This window comes from Streptomyces sp. NPDC005266, from assembly GCF_040607655.1.
In the GTDB taxonomy this organism is placed as follows: domain Bacteria; phylum Actinomycetota; class Actinomycetes; order Streptomycetales; family Streptomycetaceae; genus Streptomyces.
Genome location: NZ_JBEXHC010000025.1, coordinates 46,184 through 60,185, shown reverse-complemented (window position 1 = coordinate 60,185; position 14,002 = coordinate 46,184). Strand labels below are relative to the sequence as shown.

Sequence of the window (14,002 nt, the reverse complement as noted above, 5' to 3'; positions counted from 1 at the left end):
TCCCACCGGCCGGCGGTCAGTCCTCCGGCGACGCCAGCCTGACCTCCCGTTCGGCGTCGGCGGCGATGCGCGGCACCGGCACGTAGTCGTTGACGTTCTCGAACTTCACCAACGTGGCCTCGGCGTAGGCCGGCCCGCGCTCATAGCGCGCCGCCCCGACGCCCTCGACCTGCCAGCGCCGCCGCTGCCCGTCGCAGATCGCCGCCTCGCCCCCGATGCCATGGTCCTCACCCTCCTGGGTGAGCGTGACGAGGATGTTGGCGCGCGGGAAATCCATGCCGTCCCGTACGCAGCGGTAGGTGCCGTAGAGCGTGACGGTCCCGCCCCTGGTGACGTACCCGATGCGGTCGATGGTCAGGTTGTCGCCCCACGGCAGGGGCACGGGGGGCCGGTGGAGCCGGGAGAGCCCGGAGCGGGACGGCAGGGAGGGGCCATCGGACGCGCCGGGGCCGACGGGCGCGGCGTTGGCGGCCGGGGCCGCGAAGAACAGAAAGGCGAGGGCGCCGAGGATACGACGGCGGTTGCGCATGAACGTACATACCTCCGTGGACGGGGAGTGGACTCCCGAGCGGATGCGGGGCTCGGGAACGGACTCCCATGAGCGGGAGCCCAGTGCCCTGTACAGCTACCGGGGCCGCGGTCCCAGTGGCGGGAACTCACCCCCGGGGCGGCGTGTCCGACACCGCCGGGCGGGTGGTTTCGCGGCGCCCGGTTGACCCCGCACGCGGATGCCCTGGGGAAAGACCCGGTGCCAGGGCCAGGGTGACCGCGACGGAGGCCGTCGCCATGACCGCCATCGCCGCCGCGGGCGAGGCGTGTTGCGCGACGGCGCCCGCGAGCGCCGCGCCGACGCCCTGCATGGTGAGCAGGCCGGAGGAGTGCAGCCCGAGCGCCTGGCCGCTCATCTCCTCGGGCGTCAGGGCCATCAGCCGCTGCTGGAGCAGCAGCGAGGCCGAGAATCCGATCGAGGCCAGGAGCACGGCGGCCAGCGCGAGCGGCAGCGCCGGGTGCGGTGCGAAGATCAGATACGGCGCGGCCAGCAGCAGCCGCAGCGGCGCGGCGAGCCGCTCCCGCCAGTGGGGCGGTACGAACCGTCCGGTCACTGCGTCCCCGATCAGCATCCCGCAGGCGGCGAAGGCGAACAGAAGCCCGGCGTGCCGGGGCGCGTAGGGGACGAAGAGGGATTCGCAGCCCACGATCAGCCCGTTGGGTACCCAGAGCGCGAGATAGACGTAGCGGCGCGGCACGGAGGACCACAGCCGCGCGTTGGTCCGCCAGGTCTCGCTGATCGACGGGCGCCCGGCGGCGCGCGGCGGCCGGCGGCTGAGGCCGCATCGCGCCACGGCCGCGGCGATGCCGTACAGCGCGGCGGCGGTGAGCAGGGCGCCGCGCGGCGAGAGGGTCGTCACCAGGACGCCGCCGACCGCGTACCCGCAGATCTGCATGGTGCCGCCGGCCATATTGAGCACGGAGCGGCCCAGCAGATAACCGTCCCTCGGCAGGATCTCGTTGAGCAGCCCGTAGCGGACCCCGCCGCCGAGGGAGGCGGCCACTCCGCGCGAGAGGACGATGGCGAAGACCGCCGCCACGGGCAGCCCGGGGAGGGCCAGGGCGGCGGTCCCCAGCCCGAAGAACAGGGCCAGCCCGGTGATCGCGGCGCGTGGCGGCAGCCGGTCGGCCGCCGACAGCAGTGCCATGGCGCCGACCACTTGGGCTAGCGAGGGGCCGAACATGCTGAGTGCGGAGAGCAGGGGTGAGCCGGTCGCCGCGTAGATCAGCGTGCCGAGGGCGAGCCCGCTCGTCGTCGAGGCGGCCGTCTGCAGGGATCCGGTCAGGAACAGCGGGGTGAACTCCGGGGCGCGGAAGACTTCTCGATACGTACGCATGGCCGGAGCCTCAGCGGTGCCGCCAGGGCGGCGTTAATGTTTCGCGGGGAGGCGAAACGATGGGGTGCTGGCTGGTCGACGCGGACACGCTCGCGCGCAGCCGCTTCGTCCTCTCCCCGCTGGCCGAAGCCACCGCGGGCCTGATCACGCTGGAGCGGGCGGTGGCCGCCCATCCCGGCGAACGTGCCTGGCTCGGCGCCCATCTGCCCGCCTACCGGGCCCGGCTGGCCGATGACCCGGTCACCGCGCTGCTGGTGCGGGCCGCGCTCGGCCGCACTTGGCTCGCGGACTTCCTCACCCCCACGCCGACGGGCGAGGGCGAGCCGGCCTTCGAGGAGGAGGTGGCCCGGATCCGCCGGACGCCGCCCGCGTCCGCCCGCGCCGACCTCACCGTCTCGCTCGGCGGCCCGCTCCCCGCCGCGCTGCACCGCGACGATCTGCCGGCGCGCCTCGCGGAGCTCCTGCAATGGGTGTGGACGGAGACGGTGCTGCCGTACTGGGCGCGGCGCAGACGGATCGTCGAGGCGGATGTGGTCGCGCGCACCGGCCAGTTGAGCCAGGGCGGCTGGGCCGCCACGCTGGAGACCCTGCGGCCGGGAATGCGTTGGCTCGGCGAGAGCCGGCTGCGGATCAACCAGCACGACCATCCGCCGCGGTCCACCTACGGCGCTCAGCTCCTCTTCGTCCCCGTCACCCCCGCCCGGGGCTGGGTCTCCTGGGACGCGCCGCACCGCTATGCGGTGGTCTACCCCTGCGCGGGCCCCCTCGCCGACCCCGACCGCTCCCCCGTCCCCGCGTCCCTTGCCCGCCTCCTCGGCCCGGCCCGCGCGAACGTCCTGGTCCTCCTGGACACCCCGAAGAGCACCACCCATCTGGTGGCCCTGACCGGCCAGACCCTGGGCTCGATCGGCCGCCATCTGCGGGTCCTCCGCGAGGCGCGGCTGATCCGGCGCCGCAGGGCCGGGCGGTCGGTGCTGTACGACCGCACGGCGGCGGGCGAGGCGCTGATCAGGGCCCAGCAGAGCTGACCCCTTCCGCTACGGCCATGCTCGGGCACCCCGACGCGCTGCTCGGCTGTCTCCGTGAAGCCGAGGTCAACCACCTGGCCGCAGGGATCGCGTTCATCGGCTCGGCCGCGGGCGTGACGATGATCAAGCATTCCGGGGCGGCACCCGGATCCTGCTGGACGGACAGTCCCTGTCGCCGTTCCCCGACGGCTTCGCGAAGATCGGCACCGGCTTCCTGCCCGGTCTCTTCGTCGCCTTCAGCTTCGTGATGCGCAACACTGTGATGAGACGGCATGTGACGCCCTCGGCGGCAATCAGCCGGCGGCCGAGCTGTCGGGGGTGCGCGACAAGGGAGGCGATCGCCGCCGCGTTCATCGGCGGCGCCTCGGCCGGCGGCCGCGTCGGCACGGTACTGGGCGCGATCATCGGCGGACTGGGGCTCGGCGTGCTCAACAACGGAATGTCGCTGGTCGGCATCGGCACCGACCACAGGTGATCAAGGGACTGGTGCTGCTGGCGGCGGTCGGGGTCGACGTCCGGCACAAGCGCAGGGCCGGTTCGCACACCCTCGGCCATCTACTCTTCGGGAGCCGCACATGACCACGAGCAGACGCACGGTGATCACGGCTGGGGCGGCGGCGGGACTGGCGGCCGCGGCCGCCACCGCGACGCCCGCCGACGCGAGGAGCGCCGACACGACGAGCGGAGGACGGGCGGTGAAGGAGCACTTCGGCACCCTCAAGGACGGCACCCGTGTCGACCGCTGGACGATCGAGAACGGCGGCACCCGGCTGAAGGTGCTCTCCTACGGCGGCATCGTCCAGACCCTGGAGATCCCCGACCGCCACGGCCACCGCGCCAATGTCTCCCTCGGCTTCGCCGACCTGGACTCCTACGTCGCCCACAGCCCGTACTTCGGTGCGCTCATCGGCCGCTACGGCAACCGCATCGCCCGCGGCACCTTCATCCTGAACGGACACAAGTACCGGCTGCCCGTCAACGACGGGCCGAACAGCCTGCACGGCGGCGACAAGGGCTTCGACAAGCACGTCTGGTCCGTGAAGCCGTTCCACAAGGGCGCGGACGTGGGCCTGACACTGCGCCGGGTCAGCCCCGACGGCGAGATGGGCTACCCCGGCACGCTCCGCGTGCGCGTCGACTACACCCTCACCGCCGCGGGCGACTTCCGCGTCGACTACGAGGCCACGACCGACAAGCCCACCGTCGTCAACCTCACCAACCACACCTACTTCAACCTCGCCGGCGAGGGCACCGGCACCGTCTACGGCCACCAGTTGCGGATCGCCGCCTCCCGCTACACCCCGGTCGACAAGACCCTCATCCCCACCGGCGAGCTGGCCAAGGTGGCCGGGACCCCGCTCGACTTCCGCCGCGCCAAGGAGATCGGCCGGGACATCCGCGAGGCGCACCGGCAGATCCTGTATGCCCAGGGGTACGACCACAACTTCGTCCTGGACAAGGGCGTCACCGACCGCCCGGAGAACATCGTCACGGTCACCGAGCCCGGCTCCGGACGGGTCATGAAGCTCGCGACGACCGAGCCGGGTGTGCAGTTCTACAGCGGCAACTTCCTCACCGGCACCTTCGCGGGCACCTCCGGGCACGTCTACCGCCAGACCGACGCCTTCTGCCTGGAGACCCAGCACTTCCCGGACTCCCCCAACCACCCGGAGTTCCCCTCCACGGTGCTGCAGCCGGGCGAGACGTACCGCTCGACGACGGTGCACTCCTTCTCCACGCGCTGAAACCCGGTCATGACTGGGTGGCCTTTCGGGGGGCGGAGGGACCAGGTTGGGGCGGGCGCCAAGACGTGGCGGGTGGTCAGAAGCCGGCGGGTGCCGGACCCCGATCGCGCCAGACGGTGCCGCGGCGCTCATGGGCGAACAGCTCTTCGACGGCGTGAGCGATTCGGGGGCCCAGCTCACGCTCCAGCAGATACAGACCCAGGCCGAGTCCGGAGGTGGCGCCGGCGCCGGTGACGAGGTCACCGTCGTCGACGACGCGGGCGCTCACCGCGCGAGCGCCGGTGGCATCGAGCATGTCCAGGCCCTGGTGGTGGGTGGTGGCATGTCAGCAGGCGGCTACGAGCCGTTGAGGGCGCCCGACGCGTGACCCGAGTCGCCGTTCACCGACTCGCCCTCGGCTTCGGTCTCGTCCTCGCCCGTGAGGTCCCGTACGAGCAGCGTCGCGCCCGCGACCGCGCCCGGCATCAGGAACACCGCGACCAGCGGCAGCAGGAAGAACAGGGCGAGCGGGACGCCGAAGCCGAGGGTGAGCAGGCGGCGGCCATGCAGCATGCGACGGCGCTCCTTCAGCAGGACGCCGCGTCGCATCAGCGCGACCGAGGTCAGCTCCTCGGTGAGGAAGAAGCCGGTCACGCAGAAGGCGAGCGCGGGGATCACCGTCTGGCCGACGACCGGGACAAAGCCCAGCGCGAAGAACAGCACGCTCCACAGCGTCACCCGGATCACCAGGGCGATGGCCTCACGCAGCCCGATCCACAGCTCACGCCCCAGCGACAGCCCCGACTCGGGCACGGACCCGCCCTCGGAGCGGTCGACCGCCTCGGACAGCGACTCGTAGAAGGGCTGGCCGACCAGGAGCGTGACCGCCGTGAAGGTGATGACCGCGAGGAACAGGCACGCGGCGGCGAACAGGATCGCCAGCGCGCCCCGGAAGACGCCGAGCCACGGCGAGGACCAGTCGTCGGCGAAGGGGGTGGCCCAGGCGATGACGTCATCGGTCCAGAAGAAGAGCGCGATGAGTGCCGCCGCGTACCCGGCAAGGGTGATGAGGGCGGGAATCATCCCGAGCCCCCACCATCTGCCGTGCCGGGCTACCCAGCGTTGTCCCTTCATCAGATAACCGCAGCCGGTCGCGAGATCACGCATGGGCCGAAAGCCTACTGGGCCGGCGCGGCGCGGACCCCGGCGGCCCGGCACCCGGCACAGGCCCGGAGCGGGCACGGACCCCGGCGACCCGGCACCCAGCACAGGCCCAGAGCGGGCACCGACCCCGGCGGCCCCGCACCCGGCACAGGCCCAGGGCGGACGCGGACCCCGGCGACCCGGCACCCAGCACAGGCCCAGAGCGGGCACGGACCCCGGCGGCCCGGCACCCGGCACAGACCCGGAGCGGGCACCGACCCCGGCGGCCCCGCACCCGGCACCGACCCCGGCGGCCCCGCACCCGGCACAGGCCCGGAGCGGGCACCGACCCCGGCGACCCGGCACCCGGCACAGGCCCAGAGCGGACGCGGACCCCGGCGACCCGGCACCCAGCACAGACCCAGAGCGGGCACGGACCCCGGCGACCCGGCACCCGGCACAGGCCCGGAGCCACCGTCGCCTCAACGCCACTGCCATGGAGGCGAGTTGGCCATAAGGAGGGTTGACGCGGCCGGACTTTGCCGAACTCACAGATGGTCCACAGGGACCGCCTCTACGTTTCCATGCCCATGACAGACAACCCCGCGCCCATCAGGCGCCGCAGAGTCCTGATCGCCGGAAGCGCCGCGGCCGCGGCCATCGGAATCGGCGCCGCGGGCACCGCCACCGCCCGCCCCGAGCCGGCCTCCGCGCACACCGGCTCCGCCACCTCGGCCAGCGCCATCTGCACCCTCACCAAGGAGCTCACCGAAGGCCCGTACTACCTCGACCACGCGCTCGTACGCTCCAATGTCACCGAGAACAAGCCGGGCGTACCGCTCCAGCTGACCCTCACCGTCGTCGACACCGCCACCTGCGCACCGCTCAACAAGGCGCTGGTGGAGGTCTGGTACTGCGACGCGCTCGGTGAGTACTCCGGCTTCGTCGGCAACAACGGCCACCAGGAGCCGGACAACGGCACGTTCCTGCGCGGCGGCGTGCTCACCGGCCCGGACGGGGTCGCCACGCTCACCGGCATCTACCCCGGCTGGTACCGAGGCCGCTGCATCCATGTCCACCTCAAGCTGCACACCGGGGTCACGCTCACCCCGGACGGCTCGTTCACCGGGGGCAACGAGATCCACACCGGCCAGCTCTTCTTCGACGAGAGGATCACGCAGGCGGTCGCCAGGCTCTCCCCGTACTCCACCAACACCGTCCCCCGCACTCCCCTGTCCGCCGACGGCATCTACGGCAACGGCGGCACCGCCGCCGGCCTCCTCGCCCTGACGGCCCTGGGCACCACCCCGTCCGCCGGCTACCGCGGCACCCTCACGGTCGGCGTGGACCTCGACGTCTGACCGCCCGCCGCGTCCCCGCACTCGGCCCTCGCCCGGCTCCCCGGGCGAGGGGCTGCCGCGCGCCCACCCGGCCAGGCGACGCTCAGGTCAGCCGGCGCGTACGCGCTGCCGGCTACTCCGGCCATCGGCCACCGCTCGCGCTGGCCAGCCTCAGCCGCATTTCCCGCTCCTGGTCGCCTGCCATCGCACCCTGTTCCTGAACGTCGAAGGCGCGGGCCAGCACATCGGCCATCTGCCGCACCTGGCGGGGGCCGCCCTGGAGGTCAGCGGTGACGGGCGCCGTCAGGGAGGTGGGCCGCGGCTCCGTCCGCGGGTCGGCCACCTCGAAGGTGGAGGTCCACACCGCCGGGCGGCCCTCGATGGCGTTCTGCGGGAGGTCGGCGGAGGCTTGGTCGGAGCGGTAGCACGCGCGCAGCACGCCGAAGACGGCGTTCGCGTCGTCCTGCGAGATTCCGCTGAGCGCCACCAGCACTTGCGGGGCGGACTGCTCCGAGCTGGTCATCCTGGACACCTTCCTTACTGGCCGATCACGGGTCCGAGGGTGCGGGTACCCGTCACATCGCCATCGATGCCGGAAGGAGGCCCGAGCAGTCGTACCCGCCGGAAGGATCCGGCTGGTAGACCCAGTAGAGGGCCACGAGCTGCACCGGAAGCAGCAGCGGCAGGAGGGTCACGGCCACGGCGGACAGCCGGCCCCACCCCTGTCCGCGCCGCCGCGCGTCGCGGCGCACGGCCACCAGCAGCGCCAGGGCCATGAGGGCGCAAACCGGGGCGGCCCAGGCGGTGACGTACATCCGCGTGGACGGGCCCAGATAGCGGCAGTGCTGGAAGGTGTCGCCGTCGAAGGAGACGTGAGCGGCCAGCAGCCCCGCCGAGACCACCGTCAGCAGCGGTATGAGCGGGTACAGGCGGTGCCAGGGCGGGGGCGTGGCGGAGAGCTCCGACCGCCTCTGGCCGTGGGTGTGCGTGGACATCTGCGGAATCGTACGGCCAGTGGTGTCGGACGTCAGCACCCTTGACCGCATGGCCGTTCCCCGGCCGGGCGAGCCGACCGGGGAACGGCGCACCGGGTACGAGCGGGCGTCAGGTGTAGATGTAGCCGCCCGGGACGGTGGCGGATCCGCCGGGGGTCGTGACGACGACCGTGGCGGGGCCCGCGGTGCCCGCCGGGGTGACGCCGGTGAGCACCGTGCCGCCGGCGAGGACCGTGACGCCGGTGGCGGCCACCCCGTTGAAGGTGACGGAGGCACCGGTGAGGTTGGTGCCGACGATGGTGAACGGGGTGCCGCCCGCCGCGGGACCGCTGACCGGGGTGATGAGCGCCGCGACCGGAGGCGGCGGAGCCAGATAGGTGTAGGCGGCCGGGAGGCTCGGGCCGAAGTTGTTGGTGGCGACGACCGGCACCGCGCCCGCCGCATGGGCCGGGGCGGTGACGACCAGGAGGGTCCCGCTGGGGTCCTTCGCGAGGATGGGGGCGTTGGTGCCACCAAAGGTGACCGAGGTGACCGTGTCCAGGTTCGTTCCGATGAGTACGACGGGGTTGCCGCCGCCCGTCGGACCGGAGCTCGGGATGACGAACAGGATCGTCGGCACGCCGACCGCGAGCGTGATCGCGCGCTGCACTGATGCGGACATGAGGTTTCTCCTCATAGAGATGCGGGGGTGAACGCCGCGGTCCCTCGATGGGGAGGCCCTCGCAGTCAGCAGGGCGTCGACACTGCCTGACCGGTCCGCACGCCGCTAGGGGCGGAGAAAGCCGCAGGCCGCGCTCCCCGGGGAGGGATGGGCGGCCCACCGTCTGGTTGTTCTCAGTACCTCATTCGAGCGGTGACGCCACAAGAGAGTTGACGTCGATTCACCCTGGCGGCGCAGCGCGTCGGCGCACGGCGGCAGCCCCGGAGTACCTCCCGGGGCTGCCCCTGTGCGCCCGGCGCGGATCAGTCCTCGATGGCGACGATCATCTTGCCGATGTTGTCGCCGCGGAGCATGCCGAGGAAGGCGTCCGCCGCGTTCTCGATGCCCTTGACGACCGTCTCGCGGTAGTGCAGCTTGCCCTCCCGGACCCAGTGGCCGACCTCCTCGAAGAACTGCGGCTGCAGATCCTCGTGGTCCCGGACCAGCATGCCCTGCATCCGCAGCCGCTTGCCGATGACCAGCGCGAGATTGCGTGGGGCGGGGGTCGGCTCGGTCGCGTTGTACTGCGCGATCATGCCGCAGACGGTGATCCTGCCGTGCACCTTGAGGCGGTCGATGGCGGCTTCGAGGTGGTCGCCGCCGACGTTGTCGAAGTAGACGTCGATCCCGTCGGGCGCGGCCTCCTTCAGCTGCTCGGTGACGGGGCCCTTCTTGTAGTTGAACGCCGCGTCGAAGCCGTACTCGTCGACCAGCAGCCGGACCTTCTCGTCCGTACCGGCGCTGCCGACCACCCGGGAGGCGCCCTTGAGCTTGGCGATCTGGCCGACCTCGCTGCCGACCGCACCCGCCGCGCCCGAGACGAAGACCGCGTCGCCCTCCTTGAAGGACGCCACCTCCAGCAGCCCCGCGTACGCGGTGAGCCCGGTCATGCCGAGCACACCGAGGTAGGCGCTGAGCGGGGCGATCTCCGGGTCGACCTTGACGAACTGCTTGGCGTCCGCCACGGCGTACTCGCGCCAGCCGCCGAAGTGCAGGACGTGGTCACCGGGCGCGATGCCGTCCACGTTCGAGACGAGGACCTTGCCGACGGCGCCGCCCTCCATGGGCTTGTCCAGCTGGAAGGGGGGCACATACGACTTCACGTCGTTCATCCGCCCGCGCATATAGGGGTCCACCGACATGTAGAGGTTGCGGACCAGAACCTGACCGGGGCCCGGCTCGGCGACCGGGGCCTCGCGCAGCGCGAAGTCCTCCGGCTTCGGCCATCCGTCGGGGCGGGCGACCAGGTGCCATTCACGGCCGGTGGCGGGGATGACGGACATGGGGGTGAGCCTCCTAATGCTTGAGAAGATAAAACAAGGATGCTCATCAATATTTCAGGATGTCAAGTAAGTGGCCTGCCGTCCTCGCGCGGCGTCGCGGTACCGTCGGCTCGGCCATCAGCGCGGCCATGGCCTCCCACGACAAGCCTTCCGGGTGACCGCCCATGACTCGCGCTACGAGATCCAGACGCAAGCGCAGCGCAAGGCGCCGATCCTCTCCCTCGACGGCCACTGGCGGCCGAGCCAGGGTCCGGCCCCGGTGCCGACGCACCGCTCGCCGCCGCCGCACGGCCCGACGGCCACTGGCGGCCGAGCCAGGGGCCGGCCCGGCGGCCCGGCGCGGAGGGCGGCCGGAGGTCGCCGCGGCCGCGTCCCCGTGGGCTGAGGCGGAGCCTGCGGCGCCGGTTCGGGCGACCGGGGCGTAGCCGCTGACGGTGGGCCCCGCCCCTTACGCACGCCTTACACACGCCCCTTACGCGCACGCCCCTTTACGTGCACCACCACAGCACGCGGTTACAGGTCCGCGTGGGCGACGGGGTGGGCGCCGGCGCGGTCGTCGCCGGGGCGGTGGGGTGCGGTTTCGACGGCGCGGTGGGCCGCTGAGTGGGGTCCGAGCCGCCGCCCGGGGCCGGGGCGGTGGCCGCGGGCTCGTCGGGCGGCGAGGAGGGATCGGGACCGGACGAGGCGGCGCTCTCGTCCTTCGTCTGGTCCTTGTCCTTGCCCTTGTCGCCGCCCTCGCGGCCCTTGCCGTCCTTGCCCGGGCGGCTGCTCTCGGCGGCGGGATCCACGCTCGGCCCGCCGCTGTGGGGCGTGGCCGGCTCGGCACTGCTCGTCACCCCGCCGCTGCGGTCGGCCACCGGCTTCTCCCGGGCGGGCGTGGGGGCGGCGTCCCGCCAGTAGCCCTCGGTGGCCAGCTCCGCCACGAACAGCGCGGCCAGTACGGGGCCGAGTACCGCCGCCAGGATCGCCACCCGGCGCCCACGGCCCGGACGGGCCCTGCGGGCGCGGCCGCCGATGACACCGCGGGACTTGGGCTTCCGGCGGGAGGAGCGAGACACCGAAGACGCCGCGGACTCGGGAGCCGCGGGGGACGCCTGCCCCTTGCGCCGGTCCGCGCGCGTAGAGCGCGGAGAGGCGGGCGTGCCGGAGTCACCGCCGTCCGGCGTGTCGGGTGCGACGGCAGGCAGCCCGAGGTTCTCAACGGACGTCCCGCAGCCTGGGCAGGAGAGGGCACCGTTGAGATGGCGGCGGCACGGAGGGCAGTAATCCATTTCGCCGGGAAGGTTATGTGACCAACAAGTAGTGCTGAAACCGGAGTGTGTGAGGATCCTGTGCAGAGACGCGACGCGCCCTCCCGTTCAGCTCCCGGTCACCTCGTGGCCGCCCGCCGTCCGGGTCCGCCCGGCTCCGCTCAGCCCTCGAAGGCCGGCTGCGCCAGCCCCTGCCCCGCGCCCGCGATGACCAGCAGCGATCCCGCGAGCGGGGGCGCCGCCGCGCCGAGTCCGGCACGGGCAGAGGTCACATAGAGGTCGGTCAGCTCCGGGCCACCGAACGCACAGGCGGTCGGGCGCGGAACCGGAAGCTCCACCACCCGATCGAGTGTGCCGTCGGGGCCGAGCGGGCGCGTACGCCACGATAAGGGCCATGGATTCCGCGCCCGACTCGTTTCCCACCCCCTTCCCCTTCGTCCTCGTGCTGCTGCGGCGGATAGCCGACTTCCAGCCGGAGCTGGTGGAGGACGCGCTGCGCGAGCTGGGCTACGCGCGGGCCGTGATGCGCGAGGCCAACCGCCGCTGGCAGGCGATGCAGCGCTCACCGCGCCGGCGCGGCGCCACCGCCCGCTACCGCTCGGTGCTCGGCCCGCCCCAGACGACCGCCACCCGCCGGATCGGCGATCTCACGTGCGAGGCGCTGAGCTGGCCGGTGCCGCTGTGGCCGGATCTGCGGTTCGAGGTGCTCACCGCGCCCGGCGGGGCGGTGTGGAACGAGTGGCTGGTGCGCGCCCCGGGCGCGCCGGACCCCACACTCCGTACGGCCGCTGATCTGACGCCCTGGTCGTGCACGGTGGACGAGGTGGCGCGGGCCTTCGCGCCCGCCCGGCCGATGGAGGGGTCGGCGCCGACCCGCTGGCGGCTCGCCTTCGACGCCCCGGAGAACCAAAACGGTGAACTCCGCCCGTATGTGGCGGAGTTCACCTGGGGTCTGCTGCAGCGGGCGGAGAACGTCAGGCCAGCTTCGCCGTCAGCGTGATCTCCGTACCGGCGAGCGCCTGGCTCACCGGGCAGTTCTTCTTCGCGTCCTCGGCGGCGGCCACGAACGCGGCCTCGTCCAGGCCCTCCACCGTGCCCTCGACGGTGAGGTGGATACCGGTGATGCCGGTGCCGGGCTGGAAGGTGACATCTGCCTGGGTGGTCAGCTGGGTGGGCGGGTTGCCGGCCTGGGTGAGGCCGTGCGAGAGCGCCATCGAGAAGCAGCTGGAGTGAGCGGCCGCGATCAGCTCCTCGGGGCTGGTCTTGCCGTTCGCCTGCTCGGCGCGGGACGGCCAGGAGACGGGCTGCTCGCCGATGCCGGACGAGTCGAAGGTGACGACCCCGTTGCCCTCGGCCAGATTGCCCTGCCAGACGGTGTGCGCGGTACGCGTCGTAGCCATGCTCGCTGTTTCCTGCTTCCTGTGATGACGTGTCGGGAACTGACGTGTGGTCCGATCATCCGGCCGTCGTCGCCCCGCTGTCGGTTGCGACCCGCCCGGAGAACACTTCCGAGCCTACGTTCCATGCGACAAGGGCAGGGCGGCCATGCTCGGTTCCCAGTCGACTGACGGTCGCGGTCTCGAGGCGGAAGAGCGCACCGGCGGACGGTGGCAGGCCGAGCCGGCGCGCGGTGAGCACCCGTAGGACGTGGCCGTGCGCGACCAGCATCACATCGGCCTCGTCCGTCTCCAGCGCGGGCGCGATCCCGACGAGCACCCGGTCGACGCGGGCCCCGACCTGCTCGGGCGTCTCCCCAGGGTGCTCGGCGCCGCCCGGCGCGACGCCGTCGGTCCACAGATTCCAGTCGGGCCGGGCGCGGTGGATCTCGGCGGTGGTGATGCCCTCGTAGCCGCCGTAGTCCCATTCGTGCAGATCGGGCTCGATCCGGAAGTCGTCGAGCCCGGCGAGCCGCGCGGTGTGCACGGCCCGGCCCAGCGGGCTGACCAGCGTGACCCCGATCCTTCGCGCGGCGAGCAACGGGCGCAGCGCGCGGGCCTGTTCCTCACCGCGCGCGGTCAGGGGCAGGTCGCTCCAGCTGGTGTGCCTCCCCGACCGGCTCCACTCGGTCTCGCCGTGCCGGATCAGCACCAGCTCACCCACGGCCGTCGGACGCCTTCGCCTCGTCGATGGCCTTCTTCTCGTCGATGGCCTTCGCCTCGTCGGCGGCCTTCTTCTCGTCAGCGGCCTTCTTCTCGTCAGCGGCGGCGGCGATGGAGGCGCGGACCGACTCCATGTCGAGGTCGCGGGCCTGGGCAATGACGTCCTCCAGCGCCTGCTCGGGGAGGGCGCCGGGCTGGGCGAAGACCGCGATGTCGTCACGGATGATCATCAGCGTCGGGATGGACTGGATGTCGAAGGCGGCGGCGAGCTCGGCCTGCGCCTCCGTGTCGACCTTGGCGAACGTCAGATCCTGGTGGCGCTCCGCGGCCTTCTCGTACACCGGCGCGAACATCCGGCAGGGTCCGCACCACGAGGCCCAGAAGTCGATCAGGACGAATTCATTCCCCGAGACGATCTCGTCGAAGTTGTCCTTGGTGAGTTCAACGGTGCTCGTGCTCATGCCTGCGTTACCCGCTTCCGTACTGTCGGCAGATGCCACTGCACGGTAACCCCGCTCCCGTCCTCCGTTATTCCTGCTCCCCGCTTTCCCGCA

General features: G+C 72.4%; 15 protein-coding genes and 3 pseudogenes. 5 read left to right on the top strand and 13 right to left on the bottom strand.

Annotation, left to right across the window (positions count from 1 at the left end):
- Positions 1–16: 16 nt before the first annotated feature.
- Together ABZU99_RS30785 and ABZU99_RS30780 are read right to left on the bottom strand one after the other, a co-directional pair.
- Positions 17–529: a DUF6299 family protein gene (locus ABZU99_RS30785; RefSeq protein WP_355943772.1), complete on the bottom strand. Its 513-nt coding sequence runs from the start codon at positions 527–529 to the stop codon at positions 17–19.
- Positions 530–656: 127 nt separating this feature from the next.
- Positions 657–1,886, bottom strand: coding sequence for an MFS transporter (locus ABZU99_RS30780; protein WP_355943773.1), 1,230 nt, complete (start codon positions 1,884–1,886; stop codon positions 657–659).
- Positions 1,887–1,945: 59 nt separating this feature from the next.
- Between ABZU99_RS30780 and ABZU99_RS30775 the strand changes: the two genes are divergently transcribed.
- The 3 genes and pseudogenes from ABZU99_RS30775 to ABZU99_RS30765 all read left to right on the top strand — a co-directional run bounded on the left by ABZU99_RS30775 (position 1,946) and on the right by ABZU99_RS30765 (position 4,659).
- The gene (locus tag ABZU99_RS30775) at positions 1,946–2,914 is read left to right on the top strand and encodes a transcriptional regulator (RefSeq protein WP_355943775.1); all 969 of its coding nucleotides are present in this window, start codon (positions 1,946–1,948) and stop codon (positions 2,912–2,914) included.
- A 71-nt stretch (positions 2,915–2,985) separates the two neighbouring features.
- A pseudogene (locus ABZU99_RS30770) lies at positions 2,986–3,493 on the top strand (hypothetical protein); the annotation flags it as partial.
- The gene (locus ABZU99_RS30765) at positions 3,490–4,659 is read left to right on the top strand and encodes an aldose epimerase family protein (protein WP_355943777.1); all 1,170 of its coding nucleotides are present in this window, start codon (positions 3,490–3,492) and stop codon (positions 4,657–4,659) included. The pseudogene ABZU99_RS30770 and the gene ABZU99_RS30765, both read left to right, overlap by 4 nt.
- Positions 4,660–4,735: 76 nt before the next feature.
- Here ABZU99_RS30765 and ABZU99_RS30760 read toward each other — a convergent pair.
- A pseudogene (locus ABZU99_RS30760) lies at positions 4,736–4,984 on the bottom strand (DJ-1/PfpI family protein); the annotation flags it as partial.
- Between the two features lie 11 nt (positions 4,985–4,995).
- Positions 4,996–5,805 (bottom strand): EI24 domain-containing protein, encoded by an 810-nt coding sequence (locus ABZU99_RS30755; RefSeq protein WP_355943779.1) that lies wholly within the window; start codon positions 5,803–5,805, stop codon positions 4,996–4,998.
- 560 nt (positions 5,806–6,365) lie between these two features.
- Here ABZU99_RS30755 and ABZU99_RS30750 point away from each other — a divergent pair.
- Positions 6,366–7,142 (top strand): intradiol ring-cleavage dioxygenase, encoded by a 777-nt coding sequence (locus ABZU99_RS30750; protein WP_356048131.1) that lies wholly within the window; start codon positions 6,366–6,368, stop codon positions 7,140–7,142.
- A 112-nt stretch (positions 7,143–7,254) separates the two neighbouring features.
- Here ABZU99_RS30750 and ABZU99_RS30745 read toward each other — a convergent pair whose 3' ends face one another.
- From ABZU99_RS30745 to ABZU99_RS30720, 6 genes and pseudogenes are all read right to left on the bottom strand, one after another.
- Positions 7,255–7,644: a hypothetical protein gene (locus ABZU99_RS30745; protein ID WP_355943783.1), complete on the bottom strand. Its 390-nt coding sequence runs from the start codon at positions 7,642–7,644 to the stop codon at positions 7,255–7,257.
- Positions 7,645–7,696: 52 nt separating this feature from the next.
- On the bottom strand, positions 7,697–8,116 hold the full coding sequence (locus ABZU99_RS30740) for a hypothetical protein (RefSeq protein ID WP_355943785.1): 420 nt from the start codon (positions 8,114–8,116) through the stop codon (positions 7,697–7,699).
- A 109-nt stretch (positions 8,117–8,225) separates the two neighbouring features.
- On the bottom strand, positions 8,226–8,777 hold the full coding sequence (locus tag ABZU99_RS30735) for an IPT/TIG domain-containing protein (RefSeq protein WP_356048134.1): 552 nt from the start codon (positions 8,775–8,777) through the stop codon (positions 8,226–8,228).
- 302 nt (positions 8,778–9,079) lie between these two features.
- Positions 9,080–10,099 carry an NADP-dependent oxidoreductase gene (locus ABZU99_RS30730; RefSeq protein ID WP_355943789.1) on the bottom strand — a complete coding sequence of 340 codons (1,020 nt, stop codon included), beginning with the start codon at positions 10,097–10,099 and terminating at the stop codon, positions 9,080–9,082.
- Between the two features lie 488 nt (positions 10,100–10,587).
- Positions 10,588–11,157 carry a hypothetical protein gene (locus ABZU99_RS30725; RefSeq protein WP_356048136.1) on the bottom strand — a complete coding sequence of 190 codons (570 nt, stop codon included), beginning with the start codon at positions 11,155–11,157 and terminating at the stop codon, positions 10,588–10,590.
- A gap of 353 nt (positions 11,158–11,510) precedes the next feature.
- Positions 11,511–11,711 (bottom strand): annotated as a pseudogene (locus ABZU99_RS30720) (SMP-30/gluconolactonase/LRE family protein); the annotation flags it as partial.
- Between the two features lie 32 nt (positions 11,712–11,743).
- On the opposite strand from ABZU99_RS30720, the gene ABZU99_RS30715 reads away from it, so the two are divergent.
- Entirely contained in the window at positions 11,744–12,349 is a 606-nt protein-coding gene (locus tag ABZU99_RS30715) for a hypothetical protein (RefSeq protein WP_356048138.1), read from the top strand.
- Here ABZU99_RS30715 and ABZU99_RS30710 read toward each other — a convergent pair.
- From ABZU99_RS30710 to trxA, 3 genes are read right to left on the bottom strand one after another with little or no spacing between them, the layout of a single operon-like run.
- Positions 12,324–12,749, bottom strand: a complete 426-nt coding sequence (locus tag ABZU99_RS30710) for an OsmC family peroxiredoxin (RefSeq protein ID WP_355943795.1) — start codon at positions 12,747–12,749, stop codon at positions 12,324–12,326. The two genes, ABZU99_RS30715 and ABZU99_RS30710, sit on opposite strands and share 26 nt — an antisense overlap.
- A gap of 55 nt (positions 12,750–12,804) precedes the next feature.
- Positions 12,805–13,449 carry a histidine phosphatase family protein gene (locus ABZU99_RS30705; protein ID WP_355943797.1) on the bottom strand — a complete coding sequence of 215 codons (645 nt, stop codon included), beginning with the start codon at positions 13,447–13,449 and terminating at the stop codon, positions 12,805–12,807.
- Positions 13,442–13,909 carry a thioredoxin gene (gene trxA / locus ABZU99_RS30700; protein WP_356048141.1) on the bottom strand — a complete coding sequence of 156 codons (468 nt, stop codon included), beginning with the start codon at positions 13,907–13,909 and terminating at the stop codon, positions 13,442–13,444. The genes ABZU99_RS30705 and trxA overlap by 8 nt, the downstream gene beginning before the upstream one ends.
- Positions 13,910–14,002 lie beyond the last annotated feature (93 nt).

Bases quoted from the DNA above. Each gene is read 5' to 3' on its own strand.
- ABZU99_RS30785 (WP_355943772.1), bottom strand. From the start codon at position 529: ATGCGCAACCGCCGTCGTATCCTCGGCGCCCTCGCCTTTCTGTTCTTC.
- ABZU99_RS30780 (WP_355943773.1), bottom strand. From the start codon at position 1,886: ATGCGTACGTATCGAGAAGTCTTCCGCGCCCCGGAGTTCACCCCGCTG.
- ABZU99_RS30775 (WP_355943775.1), top strand. From the start codon at position 1,946: ATGGGGTGCTGGCTGGTCGACGCGGACACGCTCGCGCGCAGCCGCTTC.
- ABZU99_RS30765 (WP_355943777.1), top strand. From the start codon at position 3,490: ATGACCACGAGCAGACGCACGGTGATCACGGCTGGGGCGGCGGCGGGA.
- ABZU99_RS30755 (WP_355943779.1), bottom strand. From the start codon at position 5,805: ATGCGTGATCTCGCGACCGGCTGCGGTTATCTGATGAAGGGACAACGC.
- ABZU99_RS30750 (WP_356048131.1), top strand. From the start codon at position 6,366: ATGCCCATGACAGACAACCCCGCGCCCATCAGGCGCCGCAGAGTCCTG.
- ABZU99_RS30745 (WP_355943783.1), bottom strand. From the start codon at position 7,644: ATGACCAGCTCGGAGCAGTCCGCCCCGCAAGTGCTGGTGGCGCTCAGC.
- ABZU99_RS30740 (WP_355943785.1), bottom strand. From the start codon at position 8,116: ATGTCCACGCACACCCACGGCCAGAGGCGGTCGGAGCTCTCCGCCACG.
- ABZU99_RS30735 (WP_356048134.1), bottom strand. From the start codon at position 8,777: ATGTCCGCATCAGTGCAGCGCGCGATCACGCTCGCGGTCGGCGTGCCG.
- ABZU99_RS30730 (WP_355943789.1), bottom strand. From the start codon at position 10,099: ATGTCCGTCATCCCCGCCACCGGCCGTGAATGGCACCTGGTCGCCCGC.
- ABZU99_RS30715 (WP_356048138.1), top strand. From the start codon at position 11,744: ATGGATTCCGCGCCCGACTCGTTTCCCACCCCCTTCCCCTTCGTCCTC.
- ABZU99_RS30710 (WP_355943795.1), bottom strand. From the start codon at position 12,749: ATGGCTACGACGCGTACCGCGCACACCGTCTGGCAGGGCAATCTGGCC.
- trxA (WP_356048141.1), bottom strand. From the start codon at position 13,909: ATGAGCACGAGCACCGTTGAACTCACCAAGGACAACTTCGACGAGATC.